General features: G+C 71.1%; 21 protein-coding genes. 8 read left to right on the forward strand and 13 right to left on the reverse strand.

The genetic code is table 11. The features are described 5' to 3' along the window. Positions 1-255: 255 nt before the first annotated feature. Positions 256-648, reverse strand: a complete 393-nt coding sequence (locus OG407_RS11075) for an ankyrin repeat domain-containing protein (RefSeq protein WP_327405506.1) — start codon at positions 646-648, stop codon at positions 256-258. A gap of 256 nt (positions 649-904) precedes the next feature. On the opposite strand from OG407_RS11075, the gene OG407_RS11080 reads away from it, so the two are divergent. Together OG407_RS11080 and OG407_RS11085 are read left to right on the forward strand one after the other, a co-directional pair. Further along, positions 905-1,099: a hypothetical protein gene (locus OG407_RS11080; RefSeq protein ID WP_019059657.1), complete on the forward strand. Its 195-nt coding sequence runs from the start codon at positions 905-907 to the stop codon at positions 1,097-1,099. 34 nt (positions 1,100-1,133) lie between these two features. Beyond that, entirely contained in the window at positions 1,134-2,711 is a 1,578-nt protein-coding gene (locus tag OG407_RS11085) for a hypothetical protein (protein WP_405857328.1), read from the forward strand. Between the two features lie 69 nt (positions 2,712-2,780). Here the strand turns inward: OG407_RS11085 and OG407_RS11090 are convergent, their stop codons facing one another. Then, positions 2,781-4,280 carry a PLP-dependent aminotransferase family protein gene (locus OG407_RS11090; protein ID WP_405857329.1) on the reverse strand — a complete coding sequence of 500 codons (1,500 nt, stop codon included), beginning with the start codon at positions 4,278-4,280 and terminating at the stop codon, positions 2,781-2,783. Between the two features lie 64 nt (positions 4,281-4,344). On the opposite strand from OG407_RS11090, the gene OG407_RS11095 reads away from it, so the two are divergent. From OG407_RS11095 to OG407_RS11110, 4 genes are all read left to right on the forward strand, one after another. Then, complete coding sequence (locus tag OG407_RS11095; protein WP_405857331.1) at positions 4,345-5,034, forward strand: YitT family protein; 690 nt, start codon at positions 4,345-4,347, stop codon at positions 5,032-5,034. Then, positions 5,031-5,798 carry a glycerophosphodiester phosphodiesterase gene (locus OG407_RS11100; RefSeq protein ID WP_405857333.1) on the forward strand — a complete coding sequence of 256 codons (768 nt, stop codon included), beginning with the start codon at positions 5,031-5,033 and terminating at the stop codon, positions 5,796-5,798. Before OG407_RS11095 ends, OG407_RS11100 begins: the two co-directional genes overlap by 4 nt. Positions 5,799-5,838: 40 nt before the next feature. Continuing rightward, on the forward strand, positions 5,839-7,188 hold the full coding sequence (locus tag OG407_RS11105; protein ID WP_405857335.1) for an MFS transporter: 1,350 nt from the start codon (positions 5,839-5,841) through the stop codon (positions 7,186-7,188). Between the two features lie 255 nt (positions 7,189-7,443). Further along, the gene (locus OG407_RS11110) at positions 7,444-7,818 is read left to right on the forward strand and encodes an RNA polymerase-binding protein RbpA (RefSeq protein ID WP_003977404.1); all 375 of its coding nucleotides are present in this window, start codon (positions 7,444-7,446) and stop codon (positions 7,816-7,818) included. A 147-nt stretch (positions 7,819-7,965) separates the two neighbouring features. On the opposite strand, the gene fxsA is transcribed toward OG407_RS11110, so the two are convergent. The 4 genes from fxsA to OG407_RS11130 all read right to left on the reverse strand — a co-directional run bounded on the left by fxsA (position 7,966) and on the right by OG407_RS11130 (position 12,030). Then, complete coding sequence (fxsA, locus tag OG407_RS11115) at positions 7,966-8,523, reverse strand: FxsA family membrane protein (RefSeq protein ID WP_405857337.1); 558 nt, start codon at positions 8,521-8,523, stop codon at positions 7,966-7,968. A 72-nt stretch (positions 8,524-8,595) separates the two neighbouring features. Continuing rightward, positions 8,596-9,408 carry a polyprenol monophosphomannose synthase gene (locus OG407_RS11120; protein WP_403598207.1) on the reverse strand — a complete coding sequence of 271 codons (813 nt, stop codon included), beginning with the start codon at positions 9,406-9,408 and terminating at the stop codon, positions 8,596-8,598. Between the two features lie 532 nt (positions 9,409-9,940). After that, positions 9,941-11,542 carry an amidohydrolase gene (locus OG407_RS11125; protein WP_405857339.1) on the reverse strand — a complete coding sequence of 534 codons (1,602 nt, stop codon included), beginning with the start codon at positions 11,540-11,542 and terminating at the stop codon, positions 9,941-9,943. Between the two features lie 47 nt (positions 11,543-11,589). Then, the gene (locus tag OG407_RS11130; RefSeq protein ID WP_026150833.1) at positions 11,590-12,030 is read right to left on the reverse strand and encodes an Lrp/AsnC family transcriptional regulator; all 441 of its coding nucleotides are present in this window, start codon (positions 12,028-12,030) and stop codon (positions 11,590-11,592) included. Between the two features lie 268 nt (positions 12,031-12,298). Between OG407_RS11130 and OG407_RS11135 the strand changes: the two genes are divergently transcribed. Then, positions 12,299-12,733, forward strand: a complete 435-nt coding sequence (locus tag OG407_RS11135; protein ID WP_327405497.1) for a hypothetical protein — start codon at positions 12,299-12,301, stop codon at positions 12,731-12,733. Between the two features lie 10 nt (positions 12,734-12,743). Here OG407_RS11135 and OG407_RS11140 read toward each other — a convergent pair whose 3' ends face one another. From OG407_RS11140 to OG407_RS11170, 7 genes are all read right to left on the reverse strand, one after another. After that, positions 12,744-13,838, reverse strand: a complete 1,095-nt coding sequence (locus OG407_RS11140; protein WP_405857341.1) for a phosphotransferase family protein — start codon at positions 13,836-13,838, stop codon at positions 12,744-12,746. 313 nt (positions 13,839-14,151) lie between these two features. Then, on the reverse strand, positions 14,152-15,252 hold the full coding sequence (locus OG407_RS11145) for a hypothetical protein (RefSeq protein WP_405857343.1): 1,101 nt from the start codon (positions 15,250-15,252) through the stop codon (positions 14,152-14,154). A 245-nt stretch (positions 15,253-15,497) separates the two neighbouring features. Further along, positions 15,498-15,773 (reverse strand): hypothetical protein, encoded by a 276-nt coding sequence (locus OG407_RS11150; RefSeq protein WP_405857345.1) that lies wholly within the window; start codon positions 15,771-15,773, stop codon positions 15,498-15,500. A gap of 56 nt (positions 15,774-15,829) precedes the next feature. Then, entirely contained in the window at positions 15,830-17,011 is a 1,182-nt protein-coding gene (locus tag OG407_RS11155) for an acyl-CoA dehydrogenase family protein (RefSeq protein WP_405857347.1), read from the reverse strand. 230 nt (positions 17,012-17,241) lie between these two features. Next, positions 17,242-17,901 carry a TetR/AcrR family transcriptional regulator gene (locus tag OG407_RS11160; protein ID WP_405857349.1) on the reverse strand — a complete coding sequence of 220 codons (660 nt, stop codon included), beginning with the start codon at positions 17,899-17,901 and terminating at the stop codon, positions 17,242-17,244. Between the two features lie 65 nt (positions 17,902-17,966). Beyond that, positions 17,967-18,113, reverse strand: coding sequence for an SCO1431 family membrane protein (locus OG407_RS11165; RefSeq protein WP_405857351.1), 147 nt, complete (start codon positions 18,111-18,113; stop codon positions 17,967-17,969). Between the two features lie 116 nt (positions 18,114-18,229). Continuing rightward, on the reverse strand, positions 18,230-19,597 hold the full coding sequence (locus OG407_RS11170; RefSeq protein ID WP_405857353.1) for a peptidase C39 family protein: 1,368 nt from the start codon (positions 19,595-19,597) through the stop codon (positions 18,230-18,232). Between the two features lie 236 nt (positions 19,598-19,833). Here OG407_RS11170 and OG407_RS11175 point away from each other — a divergent pair, with 236 nt between their 5' ends. Then, on the forward strand, positions 19,834-20,454 hold the full coding sequence (locus OG407_RS11175) for a uridine kinase (RefSeq protein ID WP_405857355.1): 621 nt from the start codon (positions 19,834-19,836) through the stop codon (positions 20,452-20,454). Positions 20,455-20,459: the final 5 nt, after the last annotated feature.

Below are 20,459 nucleotides of genomic sequence, written 5' to 3' on the forward strand. Positions count from 1 at the left end.
CCGTTTCCTGCTTGCTGTAGACCATTTTCCTCTGCCTCTCGTAGGTGGCCCATGCGGGCCGCAACTACGGCCCGCGCGGTGCGGCAACACCTGCCCAGCCATCGCGTCCGTAAATCACGACGTCATGATGACCCGGCAGTTCTCGATGCCGCGACCGAAATTTCGGGCGGCGCCGTGCTGCCTTCCCCCGTTTTCCCCCGTTTTCCTTGTCGTACCTGGTCAGACGGCCCGCCTCGACTGCCGACGGGCCGAGCGTCAGTGCGCGCCGAACAGCTCCAGCAGCTCGCCCTTGGCGAACATCCGGGCCGTGTCGACCGCCGACGGGGTGCCCGCGGCCGGATCGGCGCCGGCCTCCAGGAGGACCTCGATCACCTCTTGCTCGCCCTTGAAGACGGCTCCGGCGAGCGGGGTCTGGCCCCGGTCGTTGATCCGGTCGGCCTCGGCGCCGCGTGCCAGGAGGGCCCGTACGGCGTCGGCGTGCCCGTGGTACGCGGCGAGCATCACCAGGGAGTCACCGCGGTCGTTGGTGAGGTTGGCCGGGACGCCCGCGTCCACGTACGCGACCAGCGCCTCGGTCCCGCCCTGGCGGGCCAGATCGAAGATCTTGGTCGCGAACTCCACGACCTCGGGGTCGGGGGCTTCACTCATCGGCCTGACCGCCTCTCACTAGTACGGGTGAATCGCCAGCGTACTGGCTCCACAGACACATGACCGGCCCCCTCCGAGGCAAAGATCACCACTGGGCCCGACACAGGTGAAACCCCTGCTCAGACGGCCCGAAAGCGCTCCGCCATCCGAGGGAAATTCGCCGACATTCACCCACTTGCACCTTTTATCGTATGGATACATCCTGTGATCCTGGAACAACTCATGGTGACTGTCCCCACGAACCAGGAGAGCTCAAATGATCCTGTCCATGTCAGGCGTCGTCCTTCTCGGCATCATCGTCTTCCTCTTCTTCAAGAAGGACGGACTCAAGGCCTCCCACGCCCTGGTGGCCGCACTCTTCGGCTTCTACATGGCCAGCACGGCCATCGCGCCGAGCATCAAGGCCGGCGGCGAGAGCCTGGCGAGCCTCCTCGGCGGAATCAAGTTCTGACGCAACCACCCGTACGGACCTTCAGGAGACAGCAGTGGCCCGGCGCCCCCTCCCCCGCATCCTGAGCAACGGCACCGCCCAGATCGCCCGGAGCCGGGAGCTGGCCCGGACGGCGGCCGACAGCGCCACCGATGTCCTCCATCCAGTGATCACGATCACCAAGGGTCTGCGCCGGCTGGCATCCGCCGGCCGGCGCAGATGGGCCGAGACCCCCAAGGACAAGCGCGGGCCGCTGCTCTTCCTGGTGGCCTCGGTGATCCTGGTCGTGGCCCTGGTCCCGTACGGCCCGCTGCTCGCCGCCATCACCCTGATGGCGGCGGCGGCATGGCACGGCCGCGATCGCACCCCGCCGGCGCCCGAAGGGCCCGACGAGTCCCAGACCCAGCGCCTGCGGCCCCTCTACGAGGCACTGGTGCCCTACTTCTCGACCGCCGAGGACCCGGCTCCCCTGTTCGCCCACGGCGGCGACTGGGAGAAGGCGTTCCCCGCCCACGAGTTCGACGGCGCGGGCCGGATCTCCCATCTGGTCGTCCGCTATCCGGCGTACTTCACCGACGGCGAGGCCGACTCCCGCGCGCGGATCGAGCAGTTGCTCACCGCGAAGTCCGGCCGCGGCCGGGAGTACCACTTCGCGTGGGACGAGGAGGGCAACCAGCTCACGATCGGCGTCCTCGCCCCGCTCCCCACCGACATCGCCGCCCAGCGCTTCGTCACCGCCCCCGGCGAGACCGTCCTGGGCTTCACCGACCCGACCCAGGTCCACCGCACGCTCCCCCTCACCCACGGTGCGGAACAGCGCGACGTCCCGCCGGTCGTCTGGCGCACCGGCATCCGCTCCACCGAGCCGAACCTGCTGGTCATGGGCCAGCCCGGCAGCGGCACCTCCACCCTGCTGCGCTCGATCGCCCTCCAGGCCCTCCAGTACGGCGACGTCCTGATCGTCGAGGGCGGCGGCACCGGCGAGTACGCGTGCCTCACCGGCCGGGACGGCGTCCTCGCCGTCGAGTGCGGGCTGGCCGGCGCCCTGGCCAGCCTGGAGTGGGCCGCCCAGGAGACCGAACGCCGGCTGATCGCGGCCAACCGCGCCCGCCAGTCGGGCCACCCGGCACCGGACGACACCAGGCGCCCCCTGTGGATCATCCTGGACCGCCCGAGCGCCTTCGCCCACGTGGCCACGGCCGACGGCTACGAGGACCCGCAGTCCCTGCTCCAGGTCCCCCTCCGGCACGGCCGCGCGGCCAACGTCACGGTGGTGGTGGCCGACCAGTTCGACAGCGCGGACACCCTCAGCGACGCCGTACGGCAGCACACACGCGCGCGTGTCGTCCTCGGCCCCGCCACCGCCGCCCAGTTGGAGGCGGTCCTGGGCGCTCCCCCGCACACCACGCCGATCGCCCAGGTCCCCCCGGGCCGCGGCTACGCCCGCCTCGGCAGCGGCCCGGTCCACCGCCTCCAGGTCCCGGCGACCCCGGACCCGTACGACGACGCGACGAACGACGCGCACCGCCAGGCGGTCCTGGCCCTGCTCCCGCCGCGCACGACACCGGCGGACGCGGAGGAGACGCTGGCGACGGAAGCGGTGGTGGAGGCCGCCGTGGCGGAGACTTCGTAACAGCGCGGGTGCGGTGCGGGCGGCCGGGAGCCGTCCGCCCGCGCCGGAACCATGCTCCTGGAGACTCGTCTACGCCACGAAGGTGCGTGGCGAGTCGCCGCCGCCGCTAACCCCGTTCTCCACCAGCCGGGCCGCCGCGGCCAGCCGTACCGCCGCCTCCTCGGCCACCGCGCCGCCCACGGTGAACGGCAGCCGCACATACCCCTCGAAGGCGCCGTCGACACCGAAGCGCGGCCCGGACGGCACCCGGACCCCGACGCGCTCCCCCATCTCGGCGAGCCGTGAGCCCGACAGTCCGCCCGTGCGCACCCACAGCGTGAGCCCGCCCTTGGGCACCTCGAACTCCCAGTCGGGCAGCTCCCGCCGTACCGCCGCGACCAGCGCGTCCCGGTTCTCGCGGGCCTGGCCACGACGGATCTCCACCGCCTGTTCCCAACCGCCCGTGCTGAACAGCCAGTTGACGGCGAGCTGCTCCAGCACCGGTGTGCCGAGGTCGGCGTAGGCACGGGCCGAGACCAGGCTGCGGATCACGTCGGGGGCCGCGCGGACCCAGCCGATGCGCATGCCCGCCCAGAAGGCCTTGCTGGCGGAGCCGACGGTGATGACCGTCGAGCCCGCCGGGTCGAAGCCGCAGACGGGGCGCGGCATGTCGACGTCGTCGTCCAGCCACAGCTCGGTCATCGTCTCGTCGGCGACGAGCACCGTGCCTGCCGAGCGGGCCGCGTCCACGAGTTGGCGCCGCTGGTCGTCGTCGGCGAGGGCGCCGGTCGGGTTGTGGAAGTCGGCGACGACGTACGCGAGCCGGGGCGCGGCGTCGCGCAGCACCTGCCGCCAGCGGTCCATGTCCCAGCCGGAGAGCCCGTCGGCCATCGCCACGGGCACCAGCCGGGCACCCGCCTCGCGCATCAGCTGGAGGATGTTGGCGTACGAGGGCGACTCGACGGCGACCCGCTCGCCGCGCCCCGCGAAGAGGTGGCAGATGGCGTCGATGGCGCCCATCGCACCGGTCGTCACCATGATCTGCTCGGGCATGGTCGGGATCCCGCGCAGGGTGTACCGCTCGGCGATCATCGCGCGCAGCGCGGGCAGCCCGGCCGGATAGTCGCCGTGCGTGTGGGCGTACGGCGGCAGTTCCTCCAGGGCGCCGTGCACGGCCCGGGTGAGCCACGGCTCGGGCGCGGGCAGGGCGGCGCAGCCGAGGTCGATCACCGAACCGAGTGCCTCCGGGGGCAACGGCTCCAACCCGCGCGCGGGGAGCGGATTTCCGGCCGGTACGGAGGTCCAGCTGCCGGCCCCGCGCCGCGACTCCAGGAACCCCTCGGTACGCAGCGCCTCGTAGGCGGCGGCGACGGTGGTGCGGCTGACGGACAGCGCGAGGGCCAGCTCCCGCTCGGCGGGCAGCCGGGCGGCCACCGGTACGCGCCCCTCCAGCACGAGCAGCCGGATGCCGTCCGCTAGCGCGCGATACGCGGGCGGTCGGCGCGTGCCGGGTCCGGCCGGCCGGTCCTGCTGGGAGTTGAGCAGCCGGGCGAGCTGCGCGGCGCCCATCGCCGAGGTCCACTGCGCCATGGAAACCAGTCCACCTTCCCGGAATTGGCCATGGATGCCATTCGTTCTCAAGCCACAGAGTGACATGCATCAGGCCACTACCACCATCAGGGGGCACCTCTTGTCCACGCGGAACCGTCTCGGGCGACGGTTGGTCCAGCTGTACGTCGGACTCGCGCTGTACGGCGCCAGCTCGGCGCTCCTGGTGGTGTCGGGCCTGGGCCTGGAGCCCTGGAACGTGCTGCACCAGGGCCTCGCCGAACTCACCGGCCTGACGATCGGCGTCGTCTCGATCATCGTGGGCGCGGCGGTGCTGCTCCTGTGGATCCCGCTGCGTCAGCGCCCGGGGCTGGGCACGGTCTCCAACGTGTTCGTGGTCGGCCTGGCCATGGACGGCACCCTGGCCCTGGTCCCCGACGCGCACGGCCTGGCCCTACGGATTCCCCTGCTGCTGGCGGGCATCGTGCTCAACGGGGCCGCCGCCGGGCTCTACATCTCGGCGAGCTTCGGACCGGGCCCGCGCGACGGGCTGATGACCGGGCTGCACCGGCGCACGGGCCGCTCGATCCGCCTGATCCGGACGGCGATCGAGGTCGCGGTCGTGGCCACCGGCTTCGCGCTCGGCGGCACCGTCGGCATCGGCACCCTGCTCTACGCCCTGGCGATCGGTCCGCTGGCCCAGCTGTTCCTGCGCGTGTTCGGCGCCCCGCCGGCATCCGGCGGCAGCACGGTCGTAGCCACCGGGTCACCGGAACGGGCCATACTGCCCCGGTGACCACGCTCATACGTCATCCGTACCTCGACCACCCCGGCCCGATCCCCTTCGCCCACCGGGGCGGGGCGGCGGACGGCCTGGAGAACACCGTGTTCCAGTTCCGCCGCGCGGTGGAGCTCGGCTACCGGTACATCGAGACCGACGTCCACGCCACGGCGGACGGGAAGCTCGTCGCCTTCCACGACGAGACCCTGGACCGGGTGACCGACGGCGCCGGGCGGATCGCGGACCTGCTCTGGTCGGACGTGAGCCACGCGCGCGTGGCGGGCAAGGAACCGGTGCCCCTCTTCGAGGAGTTGCTGGAGACCTTCCCCGAGGTGCGCTGGAACGTCGACATCAAGGCGGAGCCGGCTCTCCGCCCGCTCCTGGACCTCCTGGAGCGCACAGACTCCTGGAATCGCGTCCTCGTCGGCTCCTTCTCCGAGAAGCGCGTGGTCCGTGCCCAGCACCTGGCAGGCCCGCGCCTGGCCACGTCGTTCGGCACGCGCGGGGTGCTGAATCTGCGGCTGCGGTCCTGGGGCGCACCTCTCCCGGTGCGCCGTTCGGCGGTCGCCGCACAGGTGCCCGAGGAGCAGTCGGGCGTCCCTGTAGTTGACCGGCGTTTCGTGAGCGCCGCCCACGCGCGCGGGGTGCAGGTCCACGTGTGGACCATCAACGAGGCCGATCGCATGCACCGGCTCCTGGACCTGGGAGTCGATGGCATCATGACCGATCACATCGACACACTGCGCGAGGTCATGGTGGAGCGGGGCGTCTGGACCTGAGCCCCCGGGACGACGCGTTCACGGGGAAGCGAGGGCACGGGTGGGTACCGACACCCTGCGGTCACAGCCGGCCGACGAGGCCGACGAGCGGCGGCGCGAGCAGCGCGGCTGGTACTTCTACGACTGGGCCTGCTCCGTCTACTCGACGAGCGTGCTCACCGTGTTCCTCGGCCCCTATCTGACCTCGGTCGCGAAGTCGGCGGCGGACCCGGACGGGTTCGTGCATCCCCTGGGGATACCGATTCGGGCGGGGTCCTTCTTCGCCTACACGGTCTCCGCGTCCGTCATCGTGTCGATCCTGGTGATGCCCCTCGCGGGCGCGGCGGCCGACCGTACGGGCCGCAAGAAGCCCCTCCTGGCGCTCGCCGCCTATGTGGGCGCGACCGCCACCACGGGCCTGTTCTTCCTGGACGGCGACCGCTATCTCCTGGGCGGCTTCCTGCTGATCGTCGCCAACTCCTCCGTGGCCGTCTCGATGGTCGTGTACAACTCCTACCTCCCGCAGATCGCCCCTCCGGAGGAGCGCGACGCGGTCTCCTCCCGCGGTTGGGCCTTCGGCTACGCGGCCGGCTCCCTCGTCCTCGTCCTGAACCTGATCCTCTTCACGGCCCACGACTCCTTCGGACTCTCCGAGTCGATGGCCGTCCGCATCTGTCTCGCCTCGGCCGGGATCTGGTGGGGCGCCTTCACCCTCGTACCGCTGAAACGGCTGCGCGACCGCGGCCGTACGACGTCCGAGGCGCCCACGGCGCAGGGCTGGCGGCAGCTCGCGGCGACCGTCCGGGACATGCGCGGCAAACCGCTCACCCTGTCCTTCCTGTTCGCCTACCTGATCTACAACGACGGCATCCAGACGGTGATCTCCCAGGCGTCCGTGTACGGCTCCGAGGAGCTGGGCCTGAGCCAGTCCGCGCTCATCACGGCCGTCCTGATGGTCCAGGTGCTCGCGGTGGCGGGCGCGCTCGGCATGGGGCGACTCGCCCGGACGTACGGGGCCAAGCGGACGATTCTCGGCTCGCTGGTCGCGTGGACGGTGACGCTGGCCGCCGGGTACTTCCTGCCCGCCGGCGCGCCCGTCTGGTTCTTCGTGCTGGCCGCCGGGATCGGTCTCGTCCTGGGCGGCAGCCAGGCGCTGTCCCGGTCCCTGTTCTCCCATCTGGTGCCGCCCGGGAAAGAGGCCGAGTACTTCTCGGCGTACGAGATGAGCGATCGGGGCATGAGCTGGCTGGGTCCCCTTCTGTTCGGGGTGACCTACCAGCTGACCGGAAGTTATCGGGACGCGATCATCTCCCTGGTGGTCTTCTTCGTGGTGGGATTCGTGCTGCTCGCGCGGGTTCCGGTGGCGCGGGCGATCAGCGACGCGGGGAATCCTCTTCCCGAGAGGATTTAGCGCTGGAGGCGAAAGGGCGGTAGTGTACGCGTTTGGCCTGCCTGGCGTACCGTTACTGCGCGTCAAAGATGACGAATCGCTAGGTGACATCTGCTCATAGATGTGACAAACCGGGTGCTGGTGGGTACAACAAGGGGCGGCTACGACGGCGACGCATGACCCCGTACGGGAATCTTTACCGCCGACCGGACGTTGACCGGATGACGACGACAGCGACACCTGTCCTGTGGGCGACAAGCCCGGGAGGCACGATTCATGAGTGAGCGAGCTCTTCGCGGCACGCGCCTCGTGGTGACCAGCTACGAGACGGACCGCGGTATCGACCTGGCGCCACGCCAGGCCGTGGAGTACGCATGCGAGAAGGGACATCGCTTTGAGATGCCCTTCTCGGTCGAGGCGGAGATTCCGCCGGAGTGGGAGTGCAAGGTCTGCGGGGCCCAGGCACTCCTGGTCGACGGCGACGGCCCTGAGGAAAAGAAGGCCAAGCCCGCGCGTACCCACTGGGACATGCTGATGGAGCGGCGCACCCGCGAGGAACTCGAAGAGGTCCTTGAGGAGCGTCTTGCCGTTCTCCGTTCCGGCGCGATGAATATCGCGGTTCACCCGAGGGACAGCCGCAAGTCGGCCTAGTCCTGAAGGTGCGGAGCGGTTCTACCGCACGAACAAGTACAAGCAAGTAAGCGCGGGCGCCGTACGAACATGTACGGCGCCCGCGCTTTTGCGTGTCCAGGGTCCGGGTGTCCCGGCGTCCGGGTGTCCGGGTGTCCGGGAGGAGCGTCAGCGGGTGAGCGGCGGGCGCGGGCCCTGCGGGGCGTCGTCGGCGGGCTCGTCGCGGATGACCTCGCCCTGGACGACCTTGCCGTCCGGGCGGCGCATACGGGCCTGCTGGAAGGCGTCTCCCAGGGTGCCGGGAGCCGCCTTGCCGAGCTTCCGCTCGACCACGCGCTCCGCGTAGCGTCCCAGGGCCTTCTGGACCGGCGGGATCAGCAGGAGCAGGCCCAGGGCGTCCGAGATCAGACCGGGGATCATCAGCAGCAGGCCGCCCAGCATCATCAGGCCGCTGCCACCGCCGCTGGCCGGGGCGGTGCCCTGCTGCACGGCCTGGCTCAGGTTCTGGAAGGCCCGCCGGCCCGCCCGCTTGATCACCACGGCGCCGAGCACGAACCCGGCGAGCAGCAGCAGGAAGACCGTAAAACCGCTCGACGCGCCCGCGACCACCGTCAGCAGCCAGATCTCCAGCACCAGCCACACGGCGATGCCCAACGGCAGGAACGTACGCAGCCGGGAACGCGGAGGCCGGGCGGCGGAGGAAGGGGTGGGTGCGCCAGTCGTCATACGTCCAGTGTGCCTGGACCCGGCTCAGTGCGGGATAAGCAGACGATCAACGACGCCTGTGAAGTCGTAGGGCTACGGCTGTGACGGCTTTCTCCCGGGGTTCGCGCGGCCGCGGAGTTTGCCGACGCGCTCGCCCACGCCCCACGTCGTGACCCGCCACAGGGCCTCGAAGAGGATGTCGCGGCTCATCTTGGAGTCACCGAGTTCGCGCTCCACGAAGGTGATGGGGACCTCGACGACGTGATAGCCGGCCCGGACCGCGCGGCGGGCCAGGTCGACCTGGAAGCAGTAGCCCTGGGAGGCCACGTCGTCCAGGCCGAGGCCTTCGAGGGTCTCGCGGCGGAAGGCTCGGTAGCCGCCCGTGATGTCGCGCAGCGGCAGGTCGAGGGCCACCCGGGAGTAGAGGCTGCCGCCGCGGGAGATGAACTCGCGGGACTTCGGCCAGTTCACCACCCGGCCGCCGGGCACCCAGCGGGAGCCGAGCACCAGGTCCGCGCCCTTGAGCGCGGTGAGCAGCCGGGGCAGCTCCTCGGGCTGGTGGGAGCCGTCGGCGTCCATCTCGATGAGGACGCCGTAGCCGTTGTCCATGCCCCAGTGGAAGCCCGCCAGGTAGGCGGCGCCGAGGCCTTCCTTGCCCTTGCGGTGCAGCACCTGGACCTGTTCGTCCTCGGCCGCCAGCTCATCGGCCAGCTTGCCCGTGCCGTCGGGGCTGTTGTCGTCCGCCACGAGGACATGAGCCTCGGGGACCGACTGCCGCACCCGACGGACGATGGACTTGATGTTCTCCGCCTCGTTGTAGGTCGGGATGATCACCAAGGCCGTGCCGAGCGGGCCGAACTTCCGCCCCTGGGCCTGTGCCGCGAGGGCTCCGTCGCCGTCGTTCACTGCTGCCCCTTCATGTCCGTACGCAGGCGTCCACCATAGTGGCCGCGGCCAGGCGTGACGCGCCACGTCGTTCGTACGGTGGTGTCGATTCGACAAGAACGGGGTAAGAACGCCCTTTTCGGTATCTACGTGCTGCGGATGGGGGCCCGGCGCCCTTCGGGCCGACCTGGGACCCGCCGGCTGCGGGTCGACCAAGGCCGTTGTCTACTGGACGTCCGGGCCCCACCCGGGTCACACCAGCCGACCGGCCGGAACGTTCCCTCGCCGTGGCGCGGGCGCTGAGCCTGGCTCCCAGTGACGGTGCCCGGTGCGGCACACCGACCCTGACCCAGCGGCGCTTCGGCGATTGCTCGGAGGTTCCCCGGTCGGGCGTCCGGTGGTGGACTCGGACGAACCTACCGGCCCCCTGCGCCCGCCTGTCAACAGCCGTTTGACCTGGCCTTTCTCCCTCAACCGGCTGGTCAGGGCAGAGGATGCGCAGGTCGCGCGACAGGACGGCGGCCGTGGATCGGAGGCGCGCCACCCCGGGAGATCACTCGCCCGGCCGTACGAACACCGTCCGTCCGCCCACGACGGTGCGCAGGCAGACGGGAAGGTCGCCACCCGGCGTCAGGTCGGGCAGTCCGGGTGTGCCGGAGCGCGGGTCGGTCGACCAGCGCGCGACCCGGTCGTCGGGCGCCTGCACGACCAGGGCGTCGGTCCGCCAGACGGCGTAGTCGGCGGGCGCGCCCGGCACCAGAACACCCGCGTCGTCCCGTCCTACGGCCCGCCAGCCGCCCCGCGTATGCGCGGTGAACGCGGCCCGCACGGAGACCCGATGTTCAGCCGTCCGGTGGAACGCGGCGGCACGGACCGTCCCCCACGGGTCGATCGGCGTGACCGGGCTGTCCGAACCGAAGGCGAGCGGCACACCGGCCCGCAGGAGGGCCGCGAAGGGGTTCAGGGCGCGCGCCCGCTCCGCGCCCAGCCGCTGGGCGTACATGCCCTCCTCGCCGCCCCACAGCGCGTCGAAGGCGGGCTGCACGGAAGCGGTCAGACCCAGCTCGGCGAAGGCCGCGATGGTCTCCGGGGTGAGCATCTCGGCATGCTCGACCCGGTGCCGGGCGGCGCGGACGCGGCCCAGGCCGACCTTCTCCGCGGCTGCCCGGACGCCGTCGACCACCGAGGTCACCGCGGCGTCCCCGATGGCGTGGAAGCCCGCCTGGAGGCCCGCCTCGGTACAGGCGACGACATGGGCGGCGACGGCGTCCGCGTCGAGATACGCGATCCCGGCGTGCCCGGCATCGGCGTACGGCTCGTGCAGGCACGCGGTGTGCGACCCGAGAGCACCGTCCACGAAGAGGTCACCCGCCGCTCCTACGGCGCCCAGCTCCCGCGCCTTCTCGACGTCCTGCTCGGCCCAGTAGCCGACGACGCGCGGACCGAGCTCCTCGGCGGCGAGCCGCAGCAGGCCCGTGAAGTCGTCCTCGGAGGAGATCTCGGGTCCTGCGCACTCGTGGACCGAACCGACGCCCAGGGAGGCGGCATGGGCCAGGGCGGTGCGTTGGGCCTCGACGCGCTGCTCCGGCGTGATGGCGGCGAGCGCGGTGGCGCGGACGGCGTGGTGGGCGTCGGCGGTGAGGGGGCCGTCCGGCGCGTCGAAGCCGGGGAGGAGGTCGAGCAGGGCCGTGGTGACGACCGCGGAGTGGACGTCGATGCGCGAGAGGTAGAGCGGGCGTCCGCCGGTCGCCGTGTCGAGTTCGGCGCGGGTGGGCGGGCGGCCCCCGGGCCAGCGGGCGGCGTCCCAGCCGTGGCCGAGCAGGACGCGGTCGGCCGGGCGGGCGGCGGCGAAGTCCCGGAGGAGGGACAGGGCCGCCTCCAGCGAGGGCGCGTCGGACAGGTCGAGGCCGGTGAGCGCGAGGCCGGTGGCGGTGGTGTGGACGTGTGCGTCGGTGAACGCCGGGGTGACCAGCCCGCCGTCCAGGTCGACCACCTCGTCGACGCCGTCCGCGAACGCGTCGGCGGCGCCCTCGGAGCCGACCCAGGCGACCTGGCCGCGCTCCACGACCATCGCGGTCGCGAACGGGTCGGCGGGACTGTGGACTTCGCCGCGGCGGAGCAGGACGGTCGACGGCTCGGGGGTGCGCTCACTCATGGGGAACAGTCTCGCGCCTCACCGGCACCGCCCCGAACGCAGGTCCGTCAGATGCGGGGCGGGCGGGCCTCGTACGGCGTCGAGAGCACCACGGTGGTCCGGGTCGAGACGCCGGCCAGGCCGCGCAGCCGGGCCAGCAGCTCCTCCAGTTCGTGCGGGGTGGAGACCCGCACCTTGAGGATGTAGTTCTCGTCGCCCGCGACGCTGTGGCAGGCCTCGATCTCGGGGACGTCGGAGAGGCGGTCCGCGATGTCGTCGGGGGCACTGGGGTCGAACGGTTTCACCGAGATGAAGGCGGTCATGGGCAGGCCCACCGCCTCCGGGTCGACGACCGCGGCGTACCCGCGGATGACGCCCCGCTGCTCCAGCCGGCGCACCCGCTGGTGCACGGCCGACGTGGACAGGCCCGTGGCCTTGCCCAGGTCTGTGTAGCTCATCCGCCCGTCCTTGACGAGCAGCTGCACGATTTGTCGGTCCAGCTCCTCCATGACGCAAGAACCTACAGTGCGGCTGATCTCCTCCGATACCTCTGCGGCGCAGGTCATACCCGGTTCGTGATGTGGCGGAGAGCGACCCGTGTGGCGGCCGGGGACAAAGCCGCCGCCTCGGGCATCTGCGAGCGGCATGTGACGAACGCCACAGGCCCCGGACGGTCTCCGTGATGGTCTCGTGATTACCGCGGAGACGGGACGGGAAGTGCTTGCTGTGGTCGAGGCCGCAGCGCCTTCACGGCCCAGCCCAGTAGGGGGAGAACCCATGCAGAGTCTTAAGCGCCCTGGACGCACCGCGCCCAAGCGGCCGCAGCTCGTCGTCGACTCCGAGCCGGAGGGCGTCGAATCCGACGATTTCGACGCCGAAGAGCTCGACGCGTACGACACCTTCGAGATGTACCGGGTGATCTGCCCGGACTGCGTGCAGCCCATCGCGCTCCTCGCCGACGAGGAGGTCCTGCCGGAGCACGCGCTGTGTGCGTCGCCGTGGAACCCGTTCGGGCTGACGGTCTGCGCCGGTACGGGTCGTGAGGCGTCCGACGCCCGGTCCGCCGACGAGACCGCGGAGCCCCAGGAGCAGGACACCGCGCTGCTGTTGACGCTCCCTCAGGGCCTCGACTGGCGGACGCAGCCCTTCTCGCACGTCGGCGGCCCCAGCTCGCGCCCGATGCGGGTGCCCGTCATGCGCCCCGCCGCCTGAACGCTCTCGCTCAACCCCAGTAGCTGCCCTGCACCATGGCCCGCAGGCTGTCGTGGTGCAGGATCAGTGTGTCCGGGTCCGCCGGGACGGTCACCTCGCCGAAGTGCGCCTGCCGGTAGGCGATGCGCAGCATCACGATCGCGTGCCGCAGGGCCGCGTACAGGGTGTAGAAGTCCATGTCGCGCGGGGTGTGACCGGTGAGTTCGGCGTACCGGGCCTCCACCCGGTCCCGGCGGAAGAACTCCGGCAGGCCCGGCTGACCGAAGGCGACCGTCAGGTCCTGGAAGAAGCGGTGCAGATAGACGGTCCAGCCGAGGTCCACCTCGCGCGGGGCCGGGGCCGCCATCTCCCAGTCGAGGACGGCGACGGGGTCGAACCCGTCGTAGACGACGTTCCCGATGCGCGCGTCACCCCAGTTGAGGACCGGTTCGCCCGGGTCGGCAGGCCAGAGTTCCGTGAGCCGGTCGAAGGCGCTCTCGATGAGGGGTGAACGGGCGAGCCCGTCAACCACCCATGCGTAGTAGGCGCGTTGGGATGCGACGTGGCGGTGCAGGGCGTCGCCGTCGCCCGGGAGCGCGAGGAACTCGACGTCGGACAGCGGGACTTGGTCATGCAGGCGGGCGATGAGCGCGACGGAGGCGCCCTCCAGGTGTTCTCGCTCCGCGTCGGTCGCCGCGTGCAGCCAATTGCCCTCGTACGTATAGGGCATGACGTCCGGCGGCACCCGTCCCTCGGCACGCTCCATGACGAAGAACGGCGCACCGAGCGGGCCCGGGTCCTCCTCCAGCCAACGCACTTCGGGTACCGGCAGATCGGTCCGGTCGGCGACCAGGCGCATCGTGCGGAACTGGCGCGGCATGTCGTAGACCGGGAAGACGGTGTACGCCGCCGGATCGGCCGCGAGTCTCAACGCGCAGGCGCGGAGCGGGGGTTCGGGGTGTTCGATGTCGAAGAGCAGCGTCTCGCTGGACATGCCGTTCGACGCGGGGACCCTGACATCGACGGCCTTGGCGCCGGGCAGACGGCTGCCGAGCCAGGCGGTGAGGCGCTGGGCGAGTTCCTCGGGGTCTCGGGTGGTCGTGCGGGGGCGGGGTGCCGTCGCCATGTCTCAACTCCCTTGCGGTACTGCCGAGTCGAAGCCGATAGAACCGACGCCCGCGACACCGGAAAAACGGCACTCGCACCACACCGTCAGGCGACGGGCGAGTTCCCCCAGGGCACGAGTGGTCATGCACGGGCGGGGTGCCGTCGCCATGCCTCAACTCCCCTGCAGTGCTGCCGAGTCGAAGCCGATAGAACGGATGGGCGCGGGCACCGGAAAAGCGGGATTGACACCACACCGTCGGACGACAGACGAGTTCCCCCGGGGCACGGGTGGTCATGCGCGGGCGGGGTGCCGTCGCCATGTCTCGACTCCCCTACGGGGCAACCGAGTCGAAGCCGGTGAAGCCGGTCGGGTCGTGGCGGCCGAAGGAGCCGTGTTCGAAGATGCCGTGTCCGGTCCGGCCGTCGAGGCGGAAGCGGGCCGCGTGGTCGGTGACGCCGTAGGCGGCGAGCGGGGTGGGCTGGGTGAGGTCGTAGGTGCGGCTGTCGGTCCAGGCCCGGCCGCGCCAGGTGCCGTGTTGCCAGTCGTCGGCGGGTGGGTAGCCGGCGCCGATCGCGAGGGACGAGGAGGTCAGGATCTCGACGTCGAGTTCCTGGGGTTTGCGTGCGTCGCCGAGGTGGATCAGGGCGCGCTCGGGGTGGCGGGTGCCGGAGCGGTAGGTGATCTCGGCCTGGGGCCAGCCGAGTTGGCGGTCGCGGCGGCCGGGGCGGACGACGGTCGCCTCGTTCAGGGTGCGGTAGCCGTCGGCGTCCTCCTGGACGATGACCATCAGGAAGCGGTCCTCGAAGCGGACCGGGCACCAGATCCAGTGGAAGCCCTCGGTGGGGTGGTCCTCGGCGAGCCGGCCGCCTTCCTCCCCCGGGATCGGCCGCACGCCCCAACTCCGGTCGCGGGTACCGGTCCAGCCGCCGGAGGAGACCCGGAACTCCTCTCCGCCCGCGCGGATCACGCCCTCCACGCCGCCCGCCTGGACGAAGCGGCGCCCTTCGAGGGTGAGCCGGTCGCCGCGGTACTGGACGTGGTGGGGTTCCCAGAGGGCGGGGAACTCCGCTGTCCAAGTGAGGTCGTAGGAGAGGGAGTTGTCCTCGCAGCGGAGGCGGAGGCGGTGCAGTGGCTCCTCCACCTCGATACGCAGCGGGCCGACGGCCAGGTGCATGCGGTCGTCGCCGAGGGCGTCCGAGGCGCGGACCGCGTGGAGTTCGTCGCCGGTGCGGAGGGTCGCGTAGGCGTCGATCACCCCGACGTTGGGGTAGACGCCGAGGCCGAGGATGAGCAGGGCGCGGCCCTCGTGGTCGAACACGTGGAAGATGCAGCGGTCGTAGGCGTTCCGGTCGCCGGTCGCGACGTGCTTCATCGACAGGGGGACCTGGTGCACGGGGTACTCGTCGAGGGGCACGGGACGGTCGTCTGCCACGGCTAACCTCCCCTGGGGACAGTGGAGGTGACGGTACGTCAGGTCACGTGCGGTCGCCATAGCCGTGACCTGTACGCCGGTGAACTCACGCTCGATTACCGACACCGGTGACTTGTCGACATGCCCTTCCGTTGCCTTGGTATGACCCCCACTTATGCGCCGACCGGGCGTCAGCACCGGATCTTCGTCCCCGTACCGGCAGAATCGGTTCCGCCGGCGCCGCCGCAGCCCCAGGACCCGCCCATCTACCTTGATCTGATGCGGAGTTGGGCCGACCGGGGCCGCACCCTGCCGGGGCGGCACGACCCGGAGTGGGTGCGGCTGGCGGCGCCGCCGCTGAGGTCTGCCCGCTGGATCAGGGCGGAGGGGATCGACGGCGTCTGATCGGCGACGGCGCCCTCCCGCACGAGGCTGTCCAGGCCGGGGTCGGCGGCAGCCTGCGACTCGGACCGCAGGCGCCTGCCACGCTCCCCCGCGTCGATGACCAGTGGGCCGAGCAGGCCGAAGAAGGACGTGGTCAAGGTGCGGGAGCCGGGCGCCACGTCAGCGGCCCGAGGCCTCCGAACAGACCCCGGCGTCAGCCCGCTCGGTGGGCTTCCGGGCCCGCCAAGTGGCGGGCGATGACCATCCGTTGGATCTGGTTCGTGCCCTCGACGATCTGCAGGACCTTGGCCTCGCGCATGTAGCGCTCGACCGGGAAGTCGGCGGTGTAGCCGTAGCCGCCGAGGATCTGGACGGCGTCGATGGTGGCCTTCATCGCGGTGTCGGTGCAGTGGAGTTTGGCCATGGCGGCCTGTTTGGCGAACGGGCGGCCCGCGTCGCGCAGCCGGGCCGCCGCGAGGTAGAGGGCGCGGCCCGCCTCGATCTGGGTGGCCATGTCGGCGAGCATGAAGCGCAGGCCCTGGAAGTCGGAGATCGGGCGTCCGAACTGCTGCCGGCCGCTCGCGTAGGCCACCGCTTCGTCAAGTGCCGCCTGGGCCACGCCGATCGCGCAGGCCGCGATGCCGAGCCGGCCGGAGTCCAGCGCGGACAGGGCGATCGCGAAGCCCTGGCCCTCCTCGCCGAGGCGGCGCTCGTCGGGGACGCGGACGCCGTCGAAGTGGACCTGGGCGGTGGGCGAGCCCTTCATGCCCATCTTCTTCTCCGGTGTCGCGCCGCTCAGTCCGGCCGCGTCGCCGGGCACCAGGAAGGCGCTGATCCCGCGTGGGCCGTCCTCGCCGGTGCGGGCCATGACCGTGTAGAAGTCGGCGATGCCGCCGTGCGTGATCCAGGCCTTGGTGCCGTCGATCACCCAGTCCTCGCCGTCGCGTACCGCCTTCGTACGCAGGGAGGCCGCGTCGGAGCCGGAGGAGGGTTCGGAGAGGCAGTAGGCGCCGAGGAGGCCGCCGCCGAGCATCGCGGGCAGGTGCTCGACCTGCTGCTGCTTGGTGCCGTAGTTGGCCAGCGCGTGGCAGGAGAGGGAGTGGACGCTGACGCCGAGGCCGACCGTGAGGCGGGTCGCCGCGAGCTCTTCGAGGACCTGGAGGTAGACCTCGTACGGCTGGTCGCCGCCGCCGTACTCGGAGTCGTACGGGAGGCCGAGCAGTCCCGAGCGGGAGAGCAGGGTGAAGACCTCGCGCGGGAAGATTCCGGCGTCCTCCTCCTCGGCCGCCCTCGGGGCGATCTCGCGCTGCGCGATGTCACGGGCCAGCGAGATCAGATCCCGGGCCTCGTCCGTGGGCAGTTGCCGGTCCACCGGCTGCGGGGCGCGGTCGGGCATGGCGACGCTCTCCTCCCTGTCGGGCACATCGGCGGGCGTACGCCTGGGGTCGAGGCGACGTGGCCGGGTACCGCACGGATGCGGCCGCTGCTCCTGCTCCCGGGTCTCGGAAGCGGCTGACCAGCGGCTCTGCGCTGTGAGTATGCCCGATCGAAGGTCCCGCGTCACCAGTTAACGACCGCTTACTTCAAGAATAGCCCGGTCGTCCCGAACCGGCCGGAACCGCGGATTCAGCCGTCCCGGCGGGCGGGCGGCGGCGCCGGGTGGGCGGGGTCCAGTTCCTCGATGGCGCGCAGGGTGCCGCCGAGGGTCTTCACGAGGATTTCGCGCATCGTCTCGCGGGAAAGGTCGGAGGTGCTGATCCACTCAAGGGTCGCGCCCTCGACGCTGCACACCCAGCCGAACAGGCCCATGCGGGCGATCCGGGAGATGTCGGTACGGCCGTACGCACCGTCGGCGATGGTCGCGACGATCGCCGCGCGCACCCCGTCCCGGATGGCGTGCACCTCGGTGTCGAAGCCGACGCCGCCGCTCACGATCGTGCGGTACGCGGCCTGGTTGTGCTCGGCCCAGCGCAGATAGCTGTCCATCGTCCGCTGTACGCGGTCGAGTTGGGGCAGGTCGAGACCGCTCGCCGCGAAGGTCACCAGGTCGGCGACCGAGTCGTTGATGATCGCCAGGTAGTAGCCGCGCTTGGACTGGAAGTAGTAGTAGATCAGCCCTTTGGCGACATGCGCCTGCCGCGCGATGTCATCCATGGACAGCGCGTCGTAGGACGTGTCGGCGAACAACTTCCGGCCGATGGTGATGAGTTCGGCGCGGCGCGCCAAGGAACGCTCGGTACCGCGTGCCCTGGGACGTGGGACGTCACGCTGCTGACTGATTTCCAATTTCGACTCTGACTCTCCAACTGGGCTGGGTCAACCGCAGTATGGCAGGTCGCGTATGTGTCAGGTCACAGCAGGCCGATTTGGGTCACAAGCATCGCGATCACCACGACAAGGGTCCAGCCCATGAGGTGCTCGGCGATCTTCGGACCGTCGCCCTTGGGGCCGCCGGTGCGGGTACGGGTGCGGGCGGCGCTGGCTGAGTGTGCGGTCATGGTGGCTCACAGAGGTCGGATGTGCGGTGGACTCCCCCGTTTCGTCCACCTTGCCATCCGTGTCGGGTTTTGCGCCGGAGACCTTGGTCACAGGGACCTCGGTCTCCGGCACGGGGTCAGCGCACGCCCACCGCCGCGAGGGCCTTGAGCTGGCGGGCGGTCGGGTGCGCGGGGAAGTAGAGGTAACAGACGCCGCCGGTACCGGAGGAGAGGTTTCCGGAAGCGTTGTACCGCTTGGTGCGCAGCCAGATGTTCTCCCACTCGCGCCGGTTGTAGACGCGGCGGACGGCCGGATCGGTGGCCGAGTTGGGGTCGTTGGCGATCACGTCGCCGTCGGCGGTGAAGCCGATCACGGTCATCAGGTGGCCGGAGGTGCCGTAGCCCGCGCCGGTCAGTTCGCTGCTGAGGAACGACTGGGACGTTATGGCCGGGATGCCCGCCGCGATCAGCGTCTCCAGGTCGCCGAGCGAGCCGAGCCGGGTGACCACGCCCTGGAGGCCCTTGTACGTCGCCGCGTAGGCGGCGTTGAACGGCCAGTTGCCGCAGCCCTCGTACTGGTAGTCGTAGGTGAAGCGGGCCGCGTTGTCGACCTGCGGGTCGGCGAACGCCGGGTCCACCCAGGCGAGTTGCTCCGGGGTGAGGCGGCCGCCCCAGTACTCGATGATCATCTGCGAGGAGGTGGGGCTGCACCAGGCCTCGCCACCGTTGTCGTACTCCGGGTACTGGCCGACGTGGATCTCCTGCGAGTACCGCGGGACGATCAACTCCTGTGCCAGACCGGGAGTTGACGCCGGGACGGTGAAGCGGTCCGGGATGTCGGAGCCCATCGCGCCGAGCCGCCACACGGTGGGGGTGAGCTTGGTGCCGGGTGTGCGGTAGAGGGTCAGGCGGAGTCGGTACGACGCGAGGCGCAGCCCTGTCGTGGCGTCGTCGATCGCGAAGGTGTCCGTCCAGATGGTGGACTTGCCGTCCGTCTGGTCGTCGACGGAGGTCCGCTTGATGTCCTGGTCGCCGGCCGCCCAGCGGCCCATCACGTACCAGGGGGTGTCCGTGCCGTCGGAGTACGTGCCGTGCAGCTCGATCTGGATCCAGGTGCCGGCCGGGGTGTGCGCGTTCCAGGAGGCGATGGTCTCCGTCGCCGGGACGGAGAGCTTGTGGACGGGGGACGTCCAGGTCCCGTACTCCCAGGCCGCCGTCTTCTGGGTGTGCGGGTCCGTGTAGTCGACGCTGCCGAGGGCGGCGCCGATCTCCAGACCCGGTCGGGAGCCCGCGACGGCGCGGGTGCCCCGGGCGGCGCCGCGGCGCCAGTCGGCGTACGTGGTCCAGGCGTGGTTGTCGACCGGGCGTGACGGGGCGCGGTCGGGGTCGGCGGTGTCGGCGGCGCTCGCGGTGGCGGCGACCGCCGGGCCCGTGCCGCTCACCACGGCGGCGGCGACCGCGGCGGCCAGGACGGTTCTGCGGGACGGATGTTCGGCTCTGCTCATGGGCGGAAGACCCCCGGGTTTTCCGAGTCGGGACAGATCCAGTCGGGACAGATCCAATGGACGACTGTGCGCCCACTATGAACACACACGGCACTCCGCTGCCAGCACTTCGAACCTCGCCACACCCACCAATATTGGTATCGACCAGTGGTATGAGCTGGGGCGGGAGCCACCGCTCCCTAGACTGTCCCGGCGACCTGCGGCATCACCCGCCCCACGACCTCCCGGGACCAGCCATGCACGACCTCGCCCACCGTCTGAGCAAGCTGCCCCCGTCCTGCGGCCCGGTCCGGCTCGTCGGTGTCGACGGGCACGCGGGGTCCGGGAAGTCCACGTTCGCCGGGCAGTTGGCCGAGGCGCTGGGCGGCGCCCCCGTCCTGCACCTGGACGACCTCGCCACCCACGACGAACTGTTCGGCTGGACCGGGCGGCTGCTGAGCCAGGTGATCACCCCGCTCGGCCGCGGCGAGACCGCCCACTACGCCCCCTACGACTGGCACGCCCGCCACTTCGCGGCGCCCCGCGCACTGCCGCCCGCGCCCGTGGTCCTCGTCGAGGGCGTCGGCGCCGGACGCCGCGCGGTGCGCCCGTTCCTCGCGGGGCTGCTGTGGATGGAGCTGCCCCGGGAGGAGTCATGGGCGCGGGGCCGGTCGCGGGACGGAACGGAGCAGCGGGACTTCTGGGACGGATGGGTCGAGGCGGAACACGAACACTTCGCCAAAGACCCTTCGCGCCCCCACGCGGACTTCCTGGTACGGCAGTTGAGAACGGGGTACGAGGTGCTGGCGGGGCCTTCAGGGGCGGTTGGACCGGACCATGGGGTCACCCACGGTGACGGACCGCCCGCAGTGTGCTGAACTTG

Origin of the sequence: Streptomyces sp. NBC_01515, assembly GCF_045040345.1 — a bacterium.
Taxonomy (GTDB): domain Bacteria; phylum Actinomycetota; class Actinomycetes; order Streptomycetales; family Streptomycetaceae; genus Streptomyces.